Annotated in this window: 14 protein-coding genes; 9 read left to right on the top strand and 5 right to left on the bottom strand. The window is 54.2% G+C overall.

Annotation, left to right across the window (positions count from 1 at the left end; translation table 11 throughout):
* The first annotated feature begins 261 nt into the window (after positions 1-261).
* From WC7_RS06700 to WC7_RS06725, 6 genes are all read left to right on the top strand, one after another.
* The gene (locus WC7_RS06700; RefSeq protein WP_016154377.1) at positions 262-1,485 is read left to right on the top strand and encodes an MFS transporter; all 1,224 of its coding nucleotides are present in this window, start codon (positions 262-264) and stop codon (positions 1,483-1,485) included.
* A gap of 13 nt (positions 1,486-1,498) precedes the next feature.
* Positions 1,499-3,160 carry an acyl-CoA synthetase FdrA gene (locus WC7_RS06705; RefSeq protein WP_016154376.1) on the top strand — a complete coding sequence of 554 codons (1,662 nt, stop codon included), beginning with the start codon at positions 1,499-1,501 and terminating at the stop codon, positions 3,158-3,160.
* Between the two features lie 16 nt (positions 3,161-3,176).
* Entirely contained in the window at positions 3,177-4,439 is a 1,263-nt protein-coding gene (locus WC7_RS06710) for a YlbE family protein (RefSeq protein ID WP_016154375.1), read from the top strand.
* A gap of 110 nt (positions 4,440-4,549) precedes the next feature.
* On the top strand, positions 4,550-5,422 hold the full coding sequence (locus tag WC7_RS06715) for an oxamate carbamoyltransferase subunit AllH family protein (RefSeq protein WP_016154374.1): 873 nt from the start codon (positions 4,550-4,552) through the stop codon (positions 5,420-5,422).
* Complete coding sequence (gene allS, locus WC7_RS06720; RefSeq protein WP_032931810.1) at positions 5,340-6,272, top strand: HTH-type transcriptional activator AllS; 933 nt, start codon at positions 5,340-5,342, stop codon at positions 6,270-6,272. Before WC7_RS06715 ends, allS begins: the two co-directional genes overlap by 83 nt.
* A gap of 127 nt (positions 6,273-6,399) precedes the next feature.
* Entirely contained in the window at positions 6,400-7,260 is an 861-nt protein-coding gene (locus WC7_RS06725) for a small-conductance mechanosensitive channel MscS (protein WP_016154372.1), read from the top strand.
* Positions 7,261-7,301: 41 nt separating this feature from the next.
* Here WC7_RS06725 and dctP read toward each other — a convergent pair whose 3' ends face one another.
* Entirely contained in the window at positions 7,302-8,348 is a 1,047-nt protein-coding gene (gene dctP, locus WC7_RS06730; protein ID WP_016154371.1) for a TRAP transporter substrate-binding protein DctP, read from the bottom strand.
* A gap of 200 nt (positions 8,349-8,548) precedes the next feature.
* On the opposite strand from dctP, the gene argO reads away from it, so the two are divergent.
* From argO to WC7_RS06745, 3 genes are all read left to right on the top strand, one after another.
* Positions 8,549-9,184 (top strand): arginine exporter ArgO, encoded by a 636-nt coding sequence (gene argO / locus WC7_RS06735; protein WP_003027005.1) that lies wholly within the window; start codon positions 8,549-8,551, stop codon positions 9,182-9,184.
* Positions 9,185-9,277: 93 nt separating this feature from the next.
* Positions 9,278-10,000, top strand: a complete 723-nt coding sequence (locus WC7_RS06740) for an oxidative stress defense protein (protein WP_016154370.1) — start codon at positions 9,278-9,280, stop codon at positions 9,998-10,000.
* Between the two features lie 187 nt (positions 10,001-10,187).
* Positions 10,188-11,084, top strand: coding sequence for a LysR family transcriptional regulator SrsR (locus WC7_RS06745; protein ID WP_016154369.1), 897 nt, complete (start codon positions 10,188-10,190; stop codon positions 11,082-11,084).
* Here WC7_RS06745 and WC7_RS06750 read toward each other — a convergent pair.
* Genes WC7_RS06750 through scpA form a run of 4 tightly spaced genes read right to left on the bottom strand, consistent with a single transcriptional unit; the run spans position 11,081 to position 16,500 of the window.
* Positions 11,081-12,547, bottom strand: coding sequence for an acetyl-CoA hydrolase/transferase family protein (locus WC7_RS06750; protein ID WP_016154368.1), 1,467 nt, complete (start codon positions 12,545-12,547; stop codon positions 11,081-11,083). The two genes, WC7_RS06745 and WC7_RS06750, sit on opposite strands and share 4 nt — an antisense overlap.
* Before the next feature lie 24 nt (positions 12,548-12,571).
* Complete coding sequence (gene scpB / locus WC7_RS06755) at positions 12,572-13,357, bottom strand: methylmalonyl-CoA decarboxylase (protein ID WP_016154367.1); 786 nt, start codon at positions 13,355-13,357, stop codon at positions 12,572-12,574.
* 10 nt (positions 13,358-13,367) lie between these two features.
* Entirely contained in the window at positions 13,368-14,363 is a 996-nt protein-coding gene (gene meaB, locus WC7_RS06760; protein ID WP_016154366.1) for a methylmalonyl Co-A mutase-associated GTPase MeaB, read from the bottom strand.
* Positions 14,356-16,500 carry a methylmalonyl-CoA mutase gene (scpA, locus tag WC7_RS06765; RefSeq protein ID WP_016154365.1) on the bottom strand — a complete coding sequence of 715 codons (2,145 nt, stop codon included), beginning with the start codon at positions 16,498-16,500 and terminating at the stop codon, positions 14,356-14,358. Before scpA ends, meaB begins: the two co-directional genes overlap by 8 nt.
* Positions 16,501-16,599 lie beyond the last annotated feature (99 nt).

The raw sequence follows: 16,599 nt of genomic DNA, 5'->3' as shown, positions 1-16,599 counted from the left end.
TCAAATACCTGTAAAAATATCTCGATAATTAATGATGTTTTCTGTCTCTTTATTTAAATTGCTTTGAAAGTGATTATTAGACTTTTTTTAATAATGTTGTGGCCAGTTCCCAGGAATTTATAACAATGGATTTTGTGTGATTTTGTTCAAATGAAATGAATTTTTACCCCGATATGGTAGACGCAGTTAAAACATCAAACCTCACGTATCCTGTCAGATAACATGAGGTATTCAGCGGTAATGATTACCGGGAGATTAATTATGTCTGGTTCATATGAAGTGGCTGAGGCCACAAAGAAAAGAGGAATACCGGCCTGGTGGGTCACCGTTTTTCTGTTCTGGCTGGGATGGATTTTTATGTATGCCGACCGCACGGTGCTCAATCCGGTGATGGGCGAATTAGAAAAAGAATTTGGCTTAAGCGGCACACAATTGGGTATTCTTAATTCTGTGTTCTATTTTTCTTACGCATTACTTCAGGTACCTGCCGGAATTCTGGGTGACAAAATTGGTAAGAAAAAGGTGCTGGTTCCGGGGTTTATTCTTTTTGGTGTTTTCACCGCGGTAACCGGCTGGGCAAAAAGTTGGTACACCCTGCTGTTTGCCCGCGTGGTGACGGGGGCGGGTGAAGGAACCTATTATGGTCCGCAATACGGTCTTTCCTCTGAGCAGATCCCGAAGAAGTACCGCTCTCTTGGCAGCGCAATCATCAACAGCGGTATGGCTTTTGGTATTGCGCTGGGGCTGATGACCTCAAGCTGGCTGGTATACGATCAGGGATATTCATGGCGGATGCCATTCTATGCGATGGCGGTTCCATCCGTGCTGGTTGGGGTGGCTATCTGGCTATTTGTGAAAGAGAAGAAACGTACTGCCGACGCCGATGGCGCGCCGGTTAAAAAGGGTAAATTCAGCGATCTGCTGAAAAACCGTAATTTAATTATCACCTATATTATGGTGTTCTGTAGCCTGTTCGGTTTCTTCGTTATCCTGACCTGGCTTCCCTATTATCTGCAAAGTGAACGGGGTATCGCTGGCAGCGAAACCGGATTTATCTCTTCGCTGGTGGCCTGGATTTCCATTCCTGGGGCGCTGCTATTCTCCAGCCTGTCTGACAAATTAGGCAAGCGTAAACCTTTAATTATGTTCCTGGTGCCGGTCGCGATTATCAGCATGTTGTCAATTATTTGGATGCCGAATATGACAGGTGTTATCACTGCGCTGTGTGTCTATGGTCTGGTGGGTAAACTGGCGCTGGATCCGGTACTGGTTGCCCTGGTAGCCGATAGCGTGGATGAAAATAATTACAGCACCGCATTTGGCTTATTTAATTTTATCGGCATGAGTTCATCCATTCTGGCACCGATTATTGCCGGGGCTGCGCGTGATATGACCGGAAGCCTGGCTTCCAGTTTCTATGTTTCAGCCGTACTGCTGGCTATTGGTTTATTCGCAATGCTGTTTTTAAAAGAACAACGCACATAAAGAGGTAGTGGTAATGATTTACGCCTTTATTAAAAAGGGAAGTTTTCAGGATTCCGTCAGCCTGATGATCATTTCCCGAAAACTCAGTGAGCGCCCGGAAGTTGATCAGGTTTCGGTCATGATGGGAACACCAGCCAATAAATCGATGCTGGATTCCACAGGGTTCTGGCACGACGACTTTGCCGATGCCACGCCAAATGATATTTGTGTGGCGGTCAGAACCGAAGGTGAGCGGCCTGAGATCCTGGATTTGATTCGTGAGCAACTGGAGAAAGAGCTAAGCGCGATCGCCAACGCGTCGGGGAGTTCACATCAACTGGTGAAAGCTCGCCGCTTCGAAAGCGCGTGCCAGAAATTACCTCAGGCCAATCTTCTGCTGGTCTCCGTCGCCGGAGAATATGCCGCATCTGTTGCCAGAGAGGGGTTGCAGGCCAATAAAAACGTCATGTTGTTTTCCGATAACGTATCGCTGGAGCAGGAAGTTGAGCTGAAAACCATGGCCCGCGAGCGCGGGCTGATCGTCATGGGACCAGACTGCGGAACGGCGATGATTGCCGGAAGCCCATTAGCTTTTGCCAACGTCCTGCCTGAAGGCGGGATTGGCGTGATTGGCGCGTCAGGCACTGGTATTCAGGAAATTACCTCGCAGATTGCGCTGCATCAGCAGGGCATTAGCCATGCGATTGGCCTGGGGGGACGTGACCTGAGCGCTGACGTGGGCGGTATCAGCGCATTGACCGCGCTGGAGATGCTGGCTGCGGATGATGCCACGCGGGTAATGGCTTTTGTCTCCAAGCCGCCGTCTCCGCAGGTGCGAACCCGCATTATTGCTGCGATGCAAAAGGTGGGGAAACCGGTTGTCGCGCTGTTTCTGGGCAGCAAGCCGGAGCAGCGTCGCGAAGGAAACGTCTGGCTGGCGAATTCACTTTCTGATGCCGCGCGGCTGGCGGTGCTGCTGATGCGCGTGGCGCAGCAGAGACGAGCTCAGCCGGAAGTGGCAGGCAAAGGGATTTACGGCCTGTATGCCGGGGGGACGCTGGCCGCGGAAGCCGCCATGCTGCTCTCAGCGGGGCTGGGGGTTCCCGTGAGTGAAAGCCACGACCAGGGCGTGATGCTGGACGCCGGTGGTCATCGTATTGTCGACCTCGGGGACGACAGCTACACCCTGGGCAGACCGCATCCGATGATTGACCCAACCACCCGCAGCATTGAAATCGAAAAACTGGCCGCGTTTCCGGATGTCGGGGTACTGCTGCTGGATGTCGTACTGGGCTATGGCGCCTGCGCCGATCCAGCGGGGGCGGTTGTTGAGGCGGTAGATCAAGTGCGCGCCAAACGCACTGCGCCGCTGGTGGTGATTGCTACTCTGACCGGAACCGAGGGCGATCCGCAGGGCCGCTGCGAGCAGGAAGAGAAACTCCGTGAAGCCGGGGTTGCCGTGGTAGAAACCCTCGAAGAGGCGGTACTGCTCGCCGTTAGCCTGACGCATCACCAGATTCACAATATTCCACAGACGCATAGCGCGCTTCTTGCGGGCGTACAGGTTATCAACGCCGGATTGCGCAGCTTCGCGCTGGATCTGCAAAGTAGCGGTACGCCGGTTGTGCATTATCAGTGGGCGCCTGTTGCCGGTGGCAATGCCCGTCTTGCCAACTTACTCAAACAGTTACATTAAGTTCAGAGGTACGGATATGTATTCATCTATTGCACAGGCCAACGAAGCCATTATCGAACGAATTAAAGCTGCACGCCCCCACTGGGTTGCCGTGCGTCCTGCAAAAGAAGCGGTGGCCGAATTATCTTCTGGACGCAAATTACTGCACGCTGGTCCGCCGATTGCCTGGGGAGAGATGACTGGCCCAATGCGCGGAGCCTGTATTGGCGCATCGCTGTTTGAAGGCTGGGCGGTCACGGAGGAAGATGCCCTGCGGATGCTGGAGCAGGGAGAGGTCGAGTTTATTCCTTGCCACCACGTTGGCGCGGTCGGTCCGATGGGTGGTATTACGTCCGCCAATATGCCGGTGCTGGTCGTGCGTGATATCGTCCACGGCAATCAGGCCTGCTGCAACCTCAATGAGGGGATCGGCAAAGTGATGCGCTTTGGCGCTTACGGCGATGACGTGCAGAAACGTCTGCGCTGGATGCGTGATACGCTGGCGCCGGTATTGCAGGAAGCGCTCTCGCAGATGGAAAACGGCGTCGATCTGACGGCACTGATGGCGCAGGCTATCACGATGGGCGATGAGTTCCACCAACGTAATATTGCGGCCTCTTCTCTGCTGCTACGCACGCTTTCTCCGGTGATTGCCGGACTGGCGCGTCCGAAGGCGGAAATCATTGAGGTGTTGCAATTCCTGAGCGTCACCGACCAGTTCTTCCTTAACCTGGCAATGGCCTACAGTAAAGCCGTTATGGATGCGGCGGCGGAAATTAAAGCAGGTTCTGTGGTGACCGCCATGACGCGTAACGGCCGTGATTTCGGTATTCGCGTGAGCGGCACAGGCGATCGTTGGTTTACCGCGCCGGTGAACACGCCGCAGGGGCTGTTCTTTACCGGCTATAGCCAGACTGATGCCAATCCGGATATCGGCGACAGTGCCATCACGGAAACGCTGGGGATTGGCGGTGCTGCGATGATCGCCGCACCGGGCGTAACGCGCTTCGTTGGCGCGGGTGGCATGGGGGCTGCGCTGGAGACATCGGAAGAGATGGCGGAGATCTATCTTGCCAACAATCCGCTGTTCCAGATCCCGTCATGGGATTTCAAAGGGGCATGTCTGGGGCTGGATATCCGTCGCGTCGTGGAAACGGGGATTACGCCGCTGATTAACACCGGTATTGCTCACAAGGATGCGGGGATCGGCCAGGTGGGGGCGGGCACCGTTCGCGCACCGCTGCTCTGTTTTGAAAAAGCGCTTGAAGCGCTGGCGGAACTGCATCACATCACGGCATAACAACGTTGCCGGAAGGCGACGCAGTTGCGTTTTATCCGGCCTGCGAATGAGTTCATTCCGTAGGCCGGCTCGGGCGCTCTCCCTGCCATCCAGTGTCCTGGAGTGTATCGATGGTGACGATTAAGGCATTAGCCAGCGCGGGTTTTTATCGACTTCCCGATGGCGAATGGAGGTTGCACAGCCGCTTCTCGCAGGCGATTAATTTTTGCCGTCCTGACGGCGAGCTGTTGACGCTGTTTCGCTACGGAAAGGGGATGGGACCGACGGGCATGCTGCTGAGCACCACACAGTTTTCCCGCGTGGCGCATATTGAACGACTTATCAAACAGGGGAGCATCCTGCGGGGACAGGGTATAGCGCTTTGCTCGCGTCGCACACTCCGGATGTCGCTGGATCCTGCCGTACTTGCCCCTGTCGATCTCTCTTTTTGCACTCAACACAGTGGTCTTTCCGGAGCGCTGAATCAGCCACTCAATACGATGTTGCACTACCCTGAAATCATTGAGCAACTTGAGTGCTGGCATCGTGGCGTGACGCCTGACTGGCGCTGGCTGATCGGATACGGCCCAGGACTGACGCCCAGCGGCGATGATATGCTGACGGGGATGCTGGCTGTGCTGTATGCTGCGGGGCTTTCTGCCAAATTGCGCTATTTTTTACCCCCGACGGAGCAACTTGTGCCGCTCACCACGTCAGTAAGCTGTAGCTATCTGAACAGCGCCAGAGTGGGCGAATTTTCAACGCCGCTACAGAAGGTGATACGTGGTTTACAGTCCGGACGCGATCCGCATTCTGCAATCAGACGCCTGCTTGCTGTCGGGCACTCCTCGGGGGCGGACATATTGCTGGGAATCGCGATAGCGCAACGGTGGTTACAGGTGGTCGACTCAAGGGGAACGCATGCTCGATCAGGAAACAATACGCACTTTTATTCGGGTTGCACAGACGGAGAGTTTTTCCCGCGCGGCCAGCTCCCTGCATAAAACGCCCGCGGCGATTAGCTATCGCATTAAAACGCTGGAAGAGCAGGTGGGGACGCAGCTCTTTTTACGTACAACCCGCTCCGTCAGTCTGACGCTAGCCGGACAACATCTGCTTGAGCATTGTCGACAGTGGCTTAACTGGCTGGATGCAATGCCGGACGAGCTTCAGCAGATCAACGCGGGCGTTGAACGGCAGGTGAACATCGTTATCAACAATCTGCTGTACCAGCCGCAGACCACGGCAGATTTACTGACCTGGCTGCACCAACAATTTCCCTTCACCCGATTTCAAATTTCCCGACAGGTCTATATGGGCGTGTGGGATTCGCTACTGTATGACGATTTCCAATTGGCGATTGGCGTCACCGGATCGGAATCGCTCTCCAATAATATCTCTCTGTTGCCGCTGGGAGATATCAGTTGGCGGTTTGTGGTAGCGCAAAATCACCCGCTGGCCAGCCATCCAGTGCCGGTACTGTCAGACGATATGCTGCGCCGCTATCCGGCTATCAATATTGAAGATACCTCGCGTACGCTTACGCGCCGCGTCGCCTGGCTGCTTAGCGGACAAAAGGAGATCAAAGTGCCGGATCTCAGCACTAAGCTGGCCTGTCATTTAAGCGGGCTTGGCGTCGGTTTTTTACCCGAGCGGATGTGTCGTCCTTATGTTGAATCCGGGGCACTGGTTGCCCGTGAGGTGATTAATCCGCGCCAGCCATCGCCGCTCTCGATTGCCTGGAAGAATGCGGGCAGCGGAAAGGTGGTCAGTGAAATTGCGGACATTTTTAAGCAAAAAGATTCTCTGGTGAGCGGGTTCCTGCGGATGGTCGACCGACCGGCGGAGAACTGAGTTTACGGCGGTTTTTTAAGGGATCATGTTGAAAAAATGGCAGATTCGGTCTTTTTTGTTTACCTTTAATAGGGTGTTTTCGTGAGATTGATCTCGTAATTTTTTTGACATGCTCAAGGACTATTGAATGGAAGATTTGAATGTTGTCGACAGCATAAACGGTGCGGGCACCTGGCTGGTCCGCAATCAGGAGCTACTGTTGAGCTATGCCGTCAACATCGTTGCGGCCATCGCGATTGTCATTATCGGTATGATCGTGGCGCGTATCGTATCAAACACCGTTAATCGCCTGATGCTGGCGCGTAAAATTGATGCCACCGTTGCCGACTTTCTTTCTGCACTGGTGCGCTACGGTATTATCGCTTTCACGCTGATTGCCGCGCTGGGTCGCGTTGGGGTGCAAACTGCCTCCGTGATCGCCGTTCTCGGTGCCGCAGGTTTAGCTGTCGGTCTGGCACTGCAAGGGTCGCTGTCCAACCTCGCCGCAGGCGTGCTTCTGGTGATGTTCCGTCCGTTCCGCGCGGGTGAATATGTAGACCTTGGCGGCGTTGCGGGAACCGTGCTTAACGTGCAGATTTTCTCCACAACTATGCGTACCGTAGACGGTAAGATTGTGGTGATCCCAAACGGTAAAATCATTGCCGGGAACATCATTAACTTCTCTCGCGAGCCGGTCCGTCGTAACGAATTTATTATCGGCGTGGCCTACGACTCCGATATTGATCAGGTGAAAAAAATCCTCACTGATATCATCCAGTCTGAAGATCGCATCCTAAAAGACCGTGAAATGACGGTGCGCCTGAATGAGCTGGGCGCTTCCTCGATTAATTTCGTCGTACGCGTCTGGAGCAACAGCAGCGATCTGCAAAGCGTCTACTGGGATGTACTGGAGCGTATTAAGCGCGAGTTTGACGCCAACGGTATCAGCTTCCCGTACCCGCAGATGGATGTGAACTTTAAACGCGTGAAAGAGAACGCGACCGAGTAACTTCAGCTAAAAACGCCCGCCAGAGAGAGGCGGGCGTTGATTTATCTCGTCTTGTTAAGAATTGCGCTGACACCCTGCATCAGCTCGCCAACATCGTTTATTCCTTTACTTTCCTGTTGGGCAATCCATTCGGCCTGAACGTGCTGATACCCGGTAGCGGCTTGCCACGCATTCAGCTCGCTGTTGGTCAGGTAATGAACGTGTGCACCCTCTTTTGCCATCTTTTTCGCCATTGCGGTCAGGCTTGCGTCCTGCACTGCGCCAATACGCTTTTGCGTCATGGTGGCGGCCCGATTGATGGCTGCGCGATCTTTCACGTCCAGGCTATCCCAGACGTCTTTATTCATCACCAGAAGATAAACGTGTCCGAGCCAGAGCGAAGGGGAGAGCTGAATATAGGGGGCCGCCCGCTGGGCATGGATATCATCTCCGCTGTCGAGGTTAACCATCAGGCCGTCAAGCTGTCCGGTCTGAAGCGCATCGGTAATTTTTTCATTCCATGGCATGCTGACCGGCACGCCGCCCGCGTTGCGTAAAAATGATTGATGCCAAAAGCTGGCGGTCCGCCATTGGCTTGCATTCAGCTGTGCCAAATTGACGTTCGGTTTGGTAGTAAAAAATCCAACCGGATAGCCGAGGAAAAACTGAAGATTCACCAGATTGTTGTTTTCCAGCTCGCGACCAAACTGGCGATACTCGCGGAAAATCCGCTGAAAGGCGTTAACCTGCGCTTCACCACGACCCGGTCCGAGGGGGAAGCTCTTAAAAATCTGGTGTCGCGGCAGTTGTTCGGGCGTGTACTCAGGGACCACGATCCCCATATCCGCCACGCTGCCCTGGCCGATAGTTTTTAAGGCGTCATAGCTGGTGGACAGCTCGCCGTTCCAGTGAGCGTCGATTTTCAAACGTCCAAGCGACTCTTGTTCGATCGCGCGAAAAAAAGTCTCTTTTATGAGCCGGGTACGCATGTTGCCATATGGCTCGTGATCGGTATAGCGCAGCGTTCTGTCTGCGCTGGCGACAGTGGGCCACAAACTGGTAACTACCAGCGAGGCACAGAAGAGAAAAATGTTCGCGTTATGCTTCATACCCATTCCTTTGGTATAGACAGATTTATCTTTCAGCATACCTCGGGTAACGCACAATCGCTATTGTCAGAGACTGAATATGGAGGGGAGTGTGCGCGGTATTATTAATAATGCTAATTACTGATTAATATTATCCATTTCCTCTAATGAATCCCGCGCAGTATAGTCTGCCCACAAGACAATTATGTGAGATGTTTTACATGTTATCCTACTATTTTCAAGGGCTTGCGCTTGGTGCAGCCATGATACTTCCGCTTGGTCCACAAAATGCCTTCGTGATGAATCAGGGGATCCGTCGTCAGTATCACATCATGATTGCTTTACTCTGCGCCATCAGCGATTTAGTGCTGATTTGCGCGGGGATCTTCGGCGGTAGCGCCTTGCTGATGCAGTCGCCATGGCTGATGGCGCTGGTCACCTGGGGCGGGGTCGCATTTTTACTCTGGTACGGATTCGGTGCGCTAAAAACGGCGATGAGCAGTAATCTGGAACTGGCCAGCGCCGAGGTGATGAAGCAGGGGCGCTGGAAAATTATCGCCACTATGCTGGCGGTGACATGGCTCAACCCACATGTTTACCTGGATACCTTTGTGGTGCTCGGGAGTCTGGGGGGACAACTGGACGTTGAGCCTAAACGCTGGTTTGCACTGGGAACCGTCAGCGCTTCGTTCCTGTGGTTCTTCGGTCTGGCATTGCTGGCGGCCTGGCTGGCACCGCGTCTGCGAACTGCGAAAGCACAGCGCATCATCAATACGCTGGTAGGATTAGTGATGTGGTTTATCGCTTTTCAGCTGGCAAAAGAAGGTGTTGCACACGTTCATGCGCTGTTCAACTAAGTGTTGTCTGATGGACAACGCAGCGAGATCGGCTAAGCTTGCCTGCATGTGCCCTGAGTTTTGGGGTAATTAATGAAACATGGAGGAACGACCGTGAAGTTCAAAATAATGGCCCTGGCGGCATTAGTCGGATTCAGCGCACTATCGGTACAGGCAAATGAGTTGCCAAATGGACCGCACATCGTGACTTCCGGAACGGCAAGCGTAGATGCAACACCAGACATCGCCACCCTGGCGATTGAAGTGAACGTTGCTGCAAAGGATGCGGCTTCCGCGAAGAAGCAGGCCGATGAGCGCGTGGCGCAATATCTGTCCTTCCTTGAACAGAACCAGATAGCGAAGAAAGACATTAGCGCTGCAAACTTGCGTACGCAGCCGGACTACGACTACCAGAACGGCAAAAGCATCCTCAAAGGTTATCGTGCAGTGCGCACCGTTGAAGTCACGCTGCGTCAGTTGGACAAACTCAACGCTCTGCTTGATGGCGCGCTGAAGGCCGGTCTGAATGAGATTCGTTCGGTATCGCTGGGCGTTGCACAGCCGGATGCTTACAAAGACAAGGCGCGTAAAGCGGCGATTGATGATGCTGTTCATCAGGCTGAACAGCTGGCCGCGGGCTTTAATAGCAAACTGGGTCCCGTTTACAGTGTGCGTTACCACGTTTCCAATTATCAACCGAGCCCGATGGTACGGATGATGAAAGCAGATGCAGCGCCTGCAACCTCCGCTCAGGAAACCTACGAACAGCCGGTTATTCAGTTTGACGATCAGGTTGATGTCGTCTTCCAGATTGAGCCTACAGCAACCAATAAGTAGTCTTGATATAGGCGTAAGTCGCCATCCGGCAAGTTTTTAGCCTGATGGCGATGCTTACGCGTCTCATCAGGCCGACAAAACATTCCAGCCGGTTTTTTCTGTGAGCAACTGTAAAAATGAGACCTCACATTCAGTCTTTTTTTTCGTGGTAATGAGGATAGGCCATAGCGATTTTTAAGGGGACGCTATGGATATTTTTATCTCGAAAAAGATGCGTAATTTCATTCTGCTGGCGCAAACTAATAACATCGCCAGAGCGGCAGAAAAAATACATATGACCGCATCGCCTTTCGGTAAAAGCATTGCTGCACTGGAAGATCAAATCGGCTATACGCTGTTTACCCGTAAAGATAACAACATCAGCCTGAATAAAGCCGGACAGGAGCTGTATCAGAAGCTGTTTCCCGTCTATCAGCGCCTCTCTGCCATTGATAACGAAATTCATAACGCCTCTTGTCGCTCGCGGGAAATCGTCATCGGTATCGATAATACTTATCCAACGATTATTTTTGACCAGTTGATTAGCCTTGGCGATAAATATGACGGCGTTACGGCCCAGGCCGTTGAATTCAGTGAGAATGGGGTGATTGATAATCTGTTCGACCGCAAACTGGATTTCATTATCTCGCCACAGCACGTTTCTCCCCGCGTACAGGAGTTGGAAAATTTGGCGATCAGCGAACTGTCTCCGCTGCGTCTGGGGTTTCTCGTTTCCCGGCGCTACGAAGAGAAACAGCCGCAGGATCTGCTGCGCGAGCTACCCTGGCTGCAAATGCGCTTCCAGAATCGCGCCAACTTTGAGGCAATGCTGGATGCTTATATGCGGCCCTGCGGGATCAATCCGACGATTATCTACCGTCCGTACAGCTTTATGGCCAAGATTAGCGCGGTGGAACGCGGGCAGTTTTTGACGGTGATTCCTCATTTTGCCTGGCGGCTGGTGAATCCGTCGACGCTAAAGTATTTCGACGCGCCCGGCAGCCCCATGTATATGCAGGAGTTTCTCTATTCGCTGAAAAATCATCGCTATACCGGCACCATGCTCCAGCATATTGCTGAAGATCGTGACGGTACGGCAAGTTAACCGAGCATCGATCCTGTCTCGAGAAGGTTGCGATGCAGATCGAACGCATGGCTGAGATCGTGATGGATATGCCCGCCGGGCGCTTTTTCCAGATAGCGGTGCAGGTAGTCCCGGTAAAGGGGATGCGCACAGTTATCGATAATCGTGTGCGCCCGCTGCATCGGAGATAACCCACGCAGATCGGCAATCCCTTGTTCGGTCACGATCACTTTAACGCTATGTTCGCTGTGGTCGACATGGCTGCACATCGGCACGATGGTTGAGATTTTCCCGCCTTTGGCAATCGACGGCGCCATAAAGATAGACAGGTAAGCGTTGCGCTCGAAATCCCCGCTGCCGCCGATCCCGTTCATCAGGTTCACGCCCGCAACGTGCGTGGAATTGGCATGGCCGTAGATATCAAACTCAAGCCCAACGTTGAGCGCAATGACCCCCAGCCGACGGATGATTTCCGGGTTATTGGAGATCTCCTGCGGGCGCAGCACAATTCGGCTGGCGAAGAAGTCCATGTTGTCGTAAATCTTCTGTAGCGACGGGGCTGAGATGGTCAGGCTGGAGGCGCTGGCACCGGTGATCTTGCCCGTTTCCAGCAGATGCACCACCGATTCCTGTAACACCTCTGAATACATCATAAAGGGCGGGATATCCGGATTCTCTCCCAGTCTCGCCATTACCGCGTTATTGATATTGCCCACGCCGCTTTGTAAGGGCAGAAACTCTGCTGGAATGCGTTTGTGCGCCATTTCTGCCAGTAGAAAAGTGACTACGTTATCGGCAATTTGTTGGCTGACCGGATTGGTTTTATCCGACACATTCCCGGCATCGGGCAGCTCGGTATCCACCACCGCGACCACTTTCCTGGGGTCTATCTGCACGCACTGACTGCCCACGCGATCCATGGTATGAAATATGGGTACGCTGTTACGCCGCGGCGGTGCGCCGGGTATTACGATGTCGGCAAACTCAGCCACGCGCGGATTATGGTAATGATTCAGCTCGATAATCACCTTTTTCGCCCGCAGCAGCCAGGTAGGCGCATTGCCAATACCGCTGGAAAGCCAAATCCGGCCATCCGGCGCAATGGCGGAAGCTTCAATGACGGCAACATCGATATCGCCAAAAAAGCCGTAATTAACCATCTGCGCGACTTCGCTCAAATGGAGATCGACAAACCTCACCTGGCCCTGGTTAATTTTCTCGCGCAGGCCAGATGAGGTTTGATAAGGCGCACGCCAGGAAACGGCATCCGCCGCGGATAGTGCATCATCAGCGGCGGCGCCAATTGACGCCCCGGTCAGCAGGCGGATCTGAAAAGGCTGCCCGTCCTGATGCCGTTCGCAGGCGCGTTGGGCAATTGCGGTGGGTAACGCTTTTGGCGAACCCGCGGGGGTAAAGCCGCTGAACGCCACCATATCATCGTGCTGGATAATTTCTGCCGCCTGTTCGGCGCTCATCCGTTTCATGGCCGTCTCCTTCGTCGGACGTGATTAATGGCCAACAAAATTAGGTTTACGTTTTTCCATAAACGCGTTCATCCCTTCCTGATAATCCTCGCTGTCATACACCGCGCGGCGCATGCCCTGAATGCGCTCGAATTCGTCAGAGTTCATGGTGTGTGCTTCGCCCAACACGCGCAGTTCTTCTTTGATGACGGCGATTGCCAGCGGCGCTTTTTCCGAGATGTGATGCGCCATTTGCAGGGTGAAATCTTCCAGTTCCTCGGTTGGAACGACATGGTTGAGGATCCCGACCGCCATAGCGCGTTGAGCGGTGATGGGCGAGGCGGTAAAAATCAGCTCCTTAACGATGTGAAAACCAGCGTCGCGGGTCAGGTTGTGGATGCCCACCAGGTTATAGGGCACGCCGAGGTTGACCGGGGTCATGGAGAAGGTAGACGTACTGGCTGCGATGATCAGATCGGAACTCATGATCATCTCAAACGCGCCGCCCCAGACGCTGCCTTCAACCATGGAGATCACCGGCTTCGGATATTTTTGGATCATACGAGTTATCTGACGCAGCGGATCGTCATAAGAGAGCGGATCGCGACGTCCGGTGGGGAGTTCATGAATATCATGCCCGGCAGAGAACACTTTGGCCCCGCTCGGGGCGCGCAGAATGATGCAGCGAATGTCCGGACGATTGAGGTCGTTCAGCGCCTGCATCAGATCGTCAATAAACACTTTGCTCAGGGCATTGAGCTTGCGGGCGTAATTGAACTCAATGACCGCGACTTTCTGGATGATGACCACGTTGACGTATTGATAAGACATAATGTTCTCTTTATTGAAAGTAATGATGCTGGATAAATTCGCTGATGTGCCGCAGGCCGGTGCGCGGCGAAAGATCATTGTTTTTGACGGCCAGCAGCGTCTGCTGGAAATACTGGTCGAAATCAGCCCGTGCAAACAGCAGATGCAGGGCTTCTTCTTCAGCCTGCTTGTGTAGCCATTCCACCGCCTGCTGCTGGCGGACTTTTTCCAGTCGACCGCTGGCGGTAAGGCACGTTTTAAAGTCGGTTATCGCCTGCCAAACCTCCTCAATGCCGCGTTTTTCCAGGGCGCTGCAGGTCAGAACCTGCGGCTGCCACTCGTCATATTTGCGGCGCAGAATATGCAGGGCGGATTCGTACATATGGCGGGCGATGGCAACGCTGGTACGGTTATCACCGTCGTCCTTGTTGATGACGACCAGATCCGCCATCTCCATCAGGCCTTTTTTGATGCCCTGCAAATCGTCGCCACCGCCGGCGATTTGCAGTGAGAGAAAGCAATCCACCATGCCTGCGACTTCGGTTTCCGACTGCCCAACGCCGACGGTTTCCACAATCACCACGTTGAAGCCAGCCGCCTCGCACAGCAGCATTAATTCGCGGGCGCGCTGGCTGGCGCCGCCTAAATGACCGCTGGAAGGAACCGGACGTATAAACGCAGATTCTGCGCGAGCCAGTTCCGTCATGCGGGTTTTATCACCCAGAATGCTGCCGCCGCTGACCGGGCTGCTGGGATCGACGGCGATCACCGCTACCCGTAACCCGCGGCGAATTAACAGCATGCCGAATGCTTCCAGAAAGGTGCTTTTACCCGCGCCCGGCGTGCCGGTGATCCCCAGACGCAGGGCGTTACCGGTGAACGGCATAATCGCGTCCAGCAATTGCGTACTCAGCGGCTGGTGGCGCGGGTGATTGCTTTCGACCAGCGTCATCGCCTGGGCGAGCGTAGCCCGTTCACCGAGTCGCAAGCGGCGGACGGTATCCTCAAGCGTGGCGGCGTTAATCATGATGCTGACTGATACGGGTTAACACATCGCGGACGCTGTCGAGCATTGGCGTGCCTGGGCCATAAATGGCTGCCACGCCATGCTCGTGCAGGAAAGCGTAATCCTGTGGCGGAATAACCCCGCCGGCGACGACGCAAATGTCTTCGCGTCCCCAGCCTTTGAGCGCGGTGACCAGCTCCGGGATCAATGTCTTATGACCCGCCGCCAGCGATGATGCGCCAATGACATGCACATCGTTTTCTACCGCCAGACGGGCAATTTCCTCCGGTGTGGAGAACATCGGGCTGAGATCGACATCAAAGCCGAGATCGGAGTAGGCGCTGGCGATCACTTTTGCGCCGCGATCGTGGCCGTCCTGACCCATCTTGGCGATCAGAATACGCGGGCGGCGGCCATTTTCTGCGAGGAACTGTTCAGTTTGCGCAACAATGGCATCGAACTCATCGGCGGATTTGTCGGACTGGTGATAGCTTTGCGCAATCACCCCAGTAACACACTGGCTGGGAACCAGATAACGGTCAAAGGCGGCCTCGAGCGCATCGGATATTTCGCCGAGCGTGGCGCGAACGCGGGCGGCGTTGACGGCGGCTGCCAGCAGATTTTCATTCTGCTGCGCGGCGTGGGTCAGCGCGGATAGCGCGGTTTTAACCGCATCATTGTCGCGGGTGGCGCGGATATGCTGCAGTGAGGCAATCTGCTCGTTGCGCACCTTCACGTTGTCGATCTCCAGCACCGACGTGTCGTCTTCTTTATCCAGCTTGTATTTGTTCACCCCGACGATAACGCGCTTACCCTGGTCGATCAGCGACTGTTCGCGCGCGGACGCTTCTTCGATCATCCGTTTAGGAAGTCCGGCTTCAATCGCCTTCGCCATGCCGCCTGCCTCATCAATCTGCTTGATGATCGTGCGCGCCTGCTTCACGATTTGATCGGTGAGTGATTCGACGTAATACGATCCGGCCAGCGGATCGACGGTGCGGCAGATCTCTGATTCTTCCTGAATGATGATCTGCGTATTACGCGCAATACGGGCGGAGAAATCGGTGGGCAGACCGAGCGCTTCATCAAAAGCGTTGGTATGCAGAGACTGGGTGCCGCCAAGCGTAGCGCCGAGCGCCTCAATGGTGGTTCGTACCACGTTGTTGTACGGGTCCTGCTCGGTCAGGCTCCAGCCTGAGGTCTGGCAGTGGGTACGCAGAGCGAGAGATTTCGGGTTGGTCGCGCCAAAACTGCTGACCGCTTCGCTCCACAGATACCGTGCAGCGCGCAGCATGGCGACGTTCATAAACAGATCCATGCCGATGCCGAAGAAGAATGACAGGCGCGGGGCGAAGTCATCAATTTTCAGTCCGGCGGAAAGCGCGGCCTTGATGTATTCAATACCGTCTGCCAGCGTAAACGCCACCTGCTGTACGCAGTTTGCCCCGGCTTCACCCATGTGATAGCCGCTGATGCTGATGGTATTAAAGCGCGGCATATTGCCTGAGCACCAGGCGATGATGTCGGCGATAATGCGCATGGAGGGTTTTGGCGGATAAATGTAGGTGTTGCGGCACAGGTACTCTTTCAGAATATCGTTCTGAATGGTCCCGGTGAGCTGTTCCGGCGTCACGCCTTGCTCCTGCGCCGCGACGATATAAAACGCCAACACTGGCAGCACCGCGCCGTTCATGGTCATCGATACCGACATCTTATCCAGCGGGATCTGGTTGAACAGCACCTTCATATCTTCGACGGTATCGATCGCCACGCCGGCTTTGCCGACGTCGCCCGCTACGCGCGGGTTGTCTGAGTCATAGCCACGATGAGTGGCAAGGTCAAAGGCGACGGAAAGCCCTTTTTGTCCAGCGGCGAGGTTACGGCGGTAAAAGGCGTTGGACTCTTTGGCGGTAGAGAAACCGGCGTATTGGCGAATCGTCCACGGCTGCGCGGTATACATAGTGGCGCGTGGGCCACGCACGTAAGGCGGCAGACCGGGCAGGGTGCCCGTGACTTCCAGATTATCGATATCCGTTTCGGTGTACAGCGGCTTGATGACAATCCCTTCCGCCGTTTGTCTTTCCAGCGACTCAACGGTTTTTTCCCGTCGACTGAGTTCTTTATTGGCGAGTGTTTGCCACTCCTGCACGTTTGCCATTTTTTGCTCCGTATTACGCAATAAGTTGAATCTTTGCGAATACGGTGTGCTTTTTCATTTGGCTTGTCGCCAGCAAAAAATAGCCAACAGGACGTCGTT

The organism is Citrobacter sp. KTE151 (assembly GCF_000398845.1).
Taxonomy (GTDB): domain Bacteria; phylum Pseudomonadota; class Gammaproteobacteria; order Enterobacterales; family Enterobacteriaceae; genus Citrobacter; species Citrobacter braakii.
This window is presented reverse-complemented; position numbering and strand designations above follow the sequence as displayed.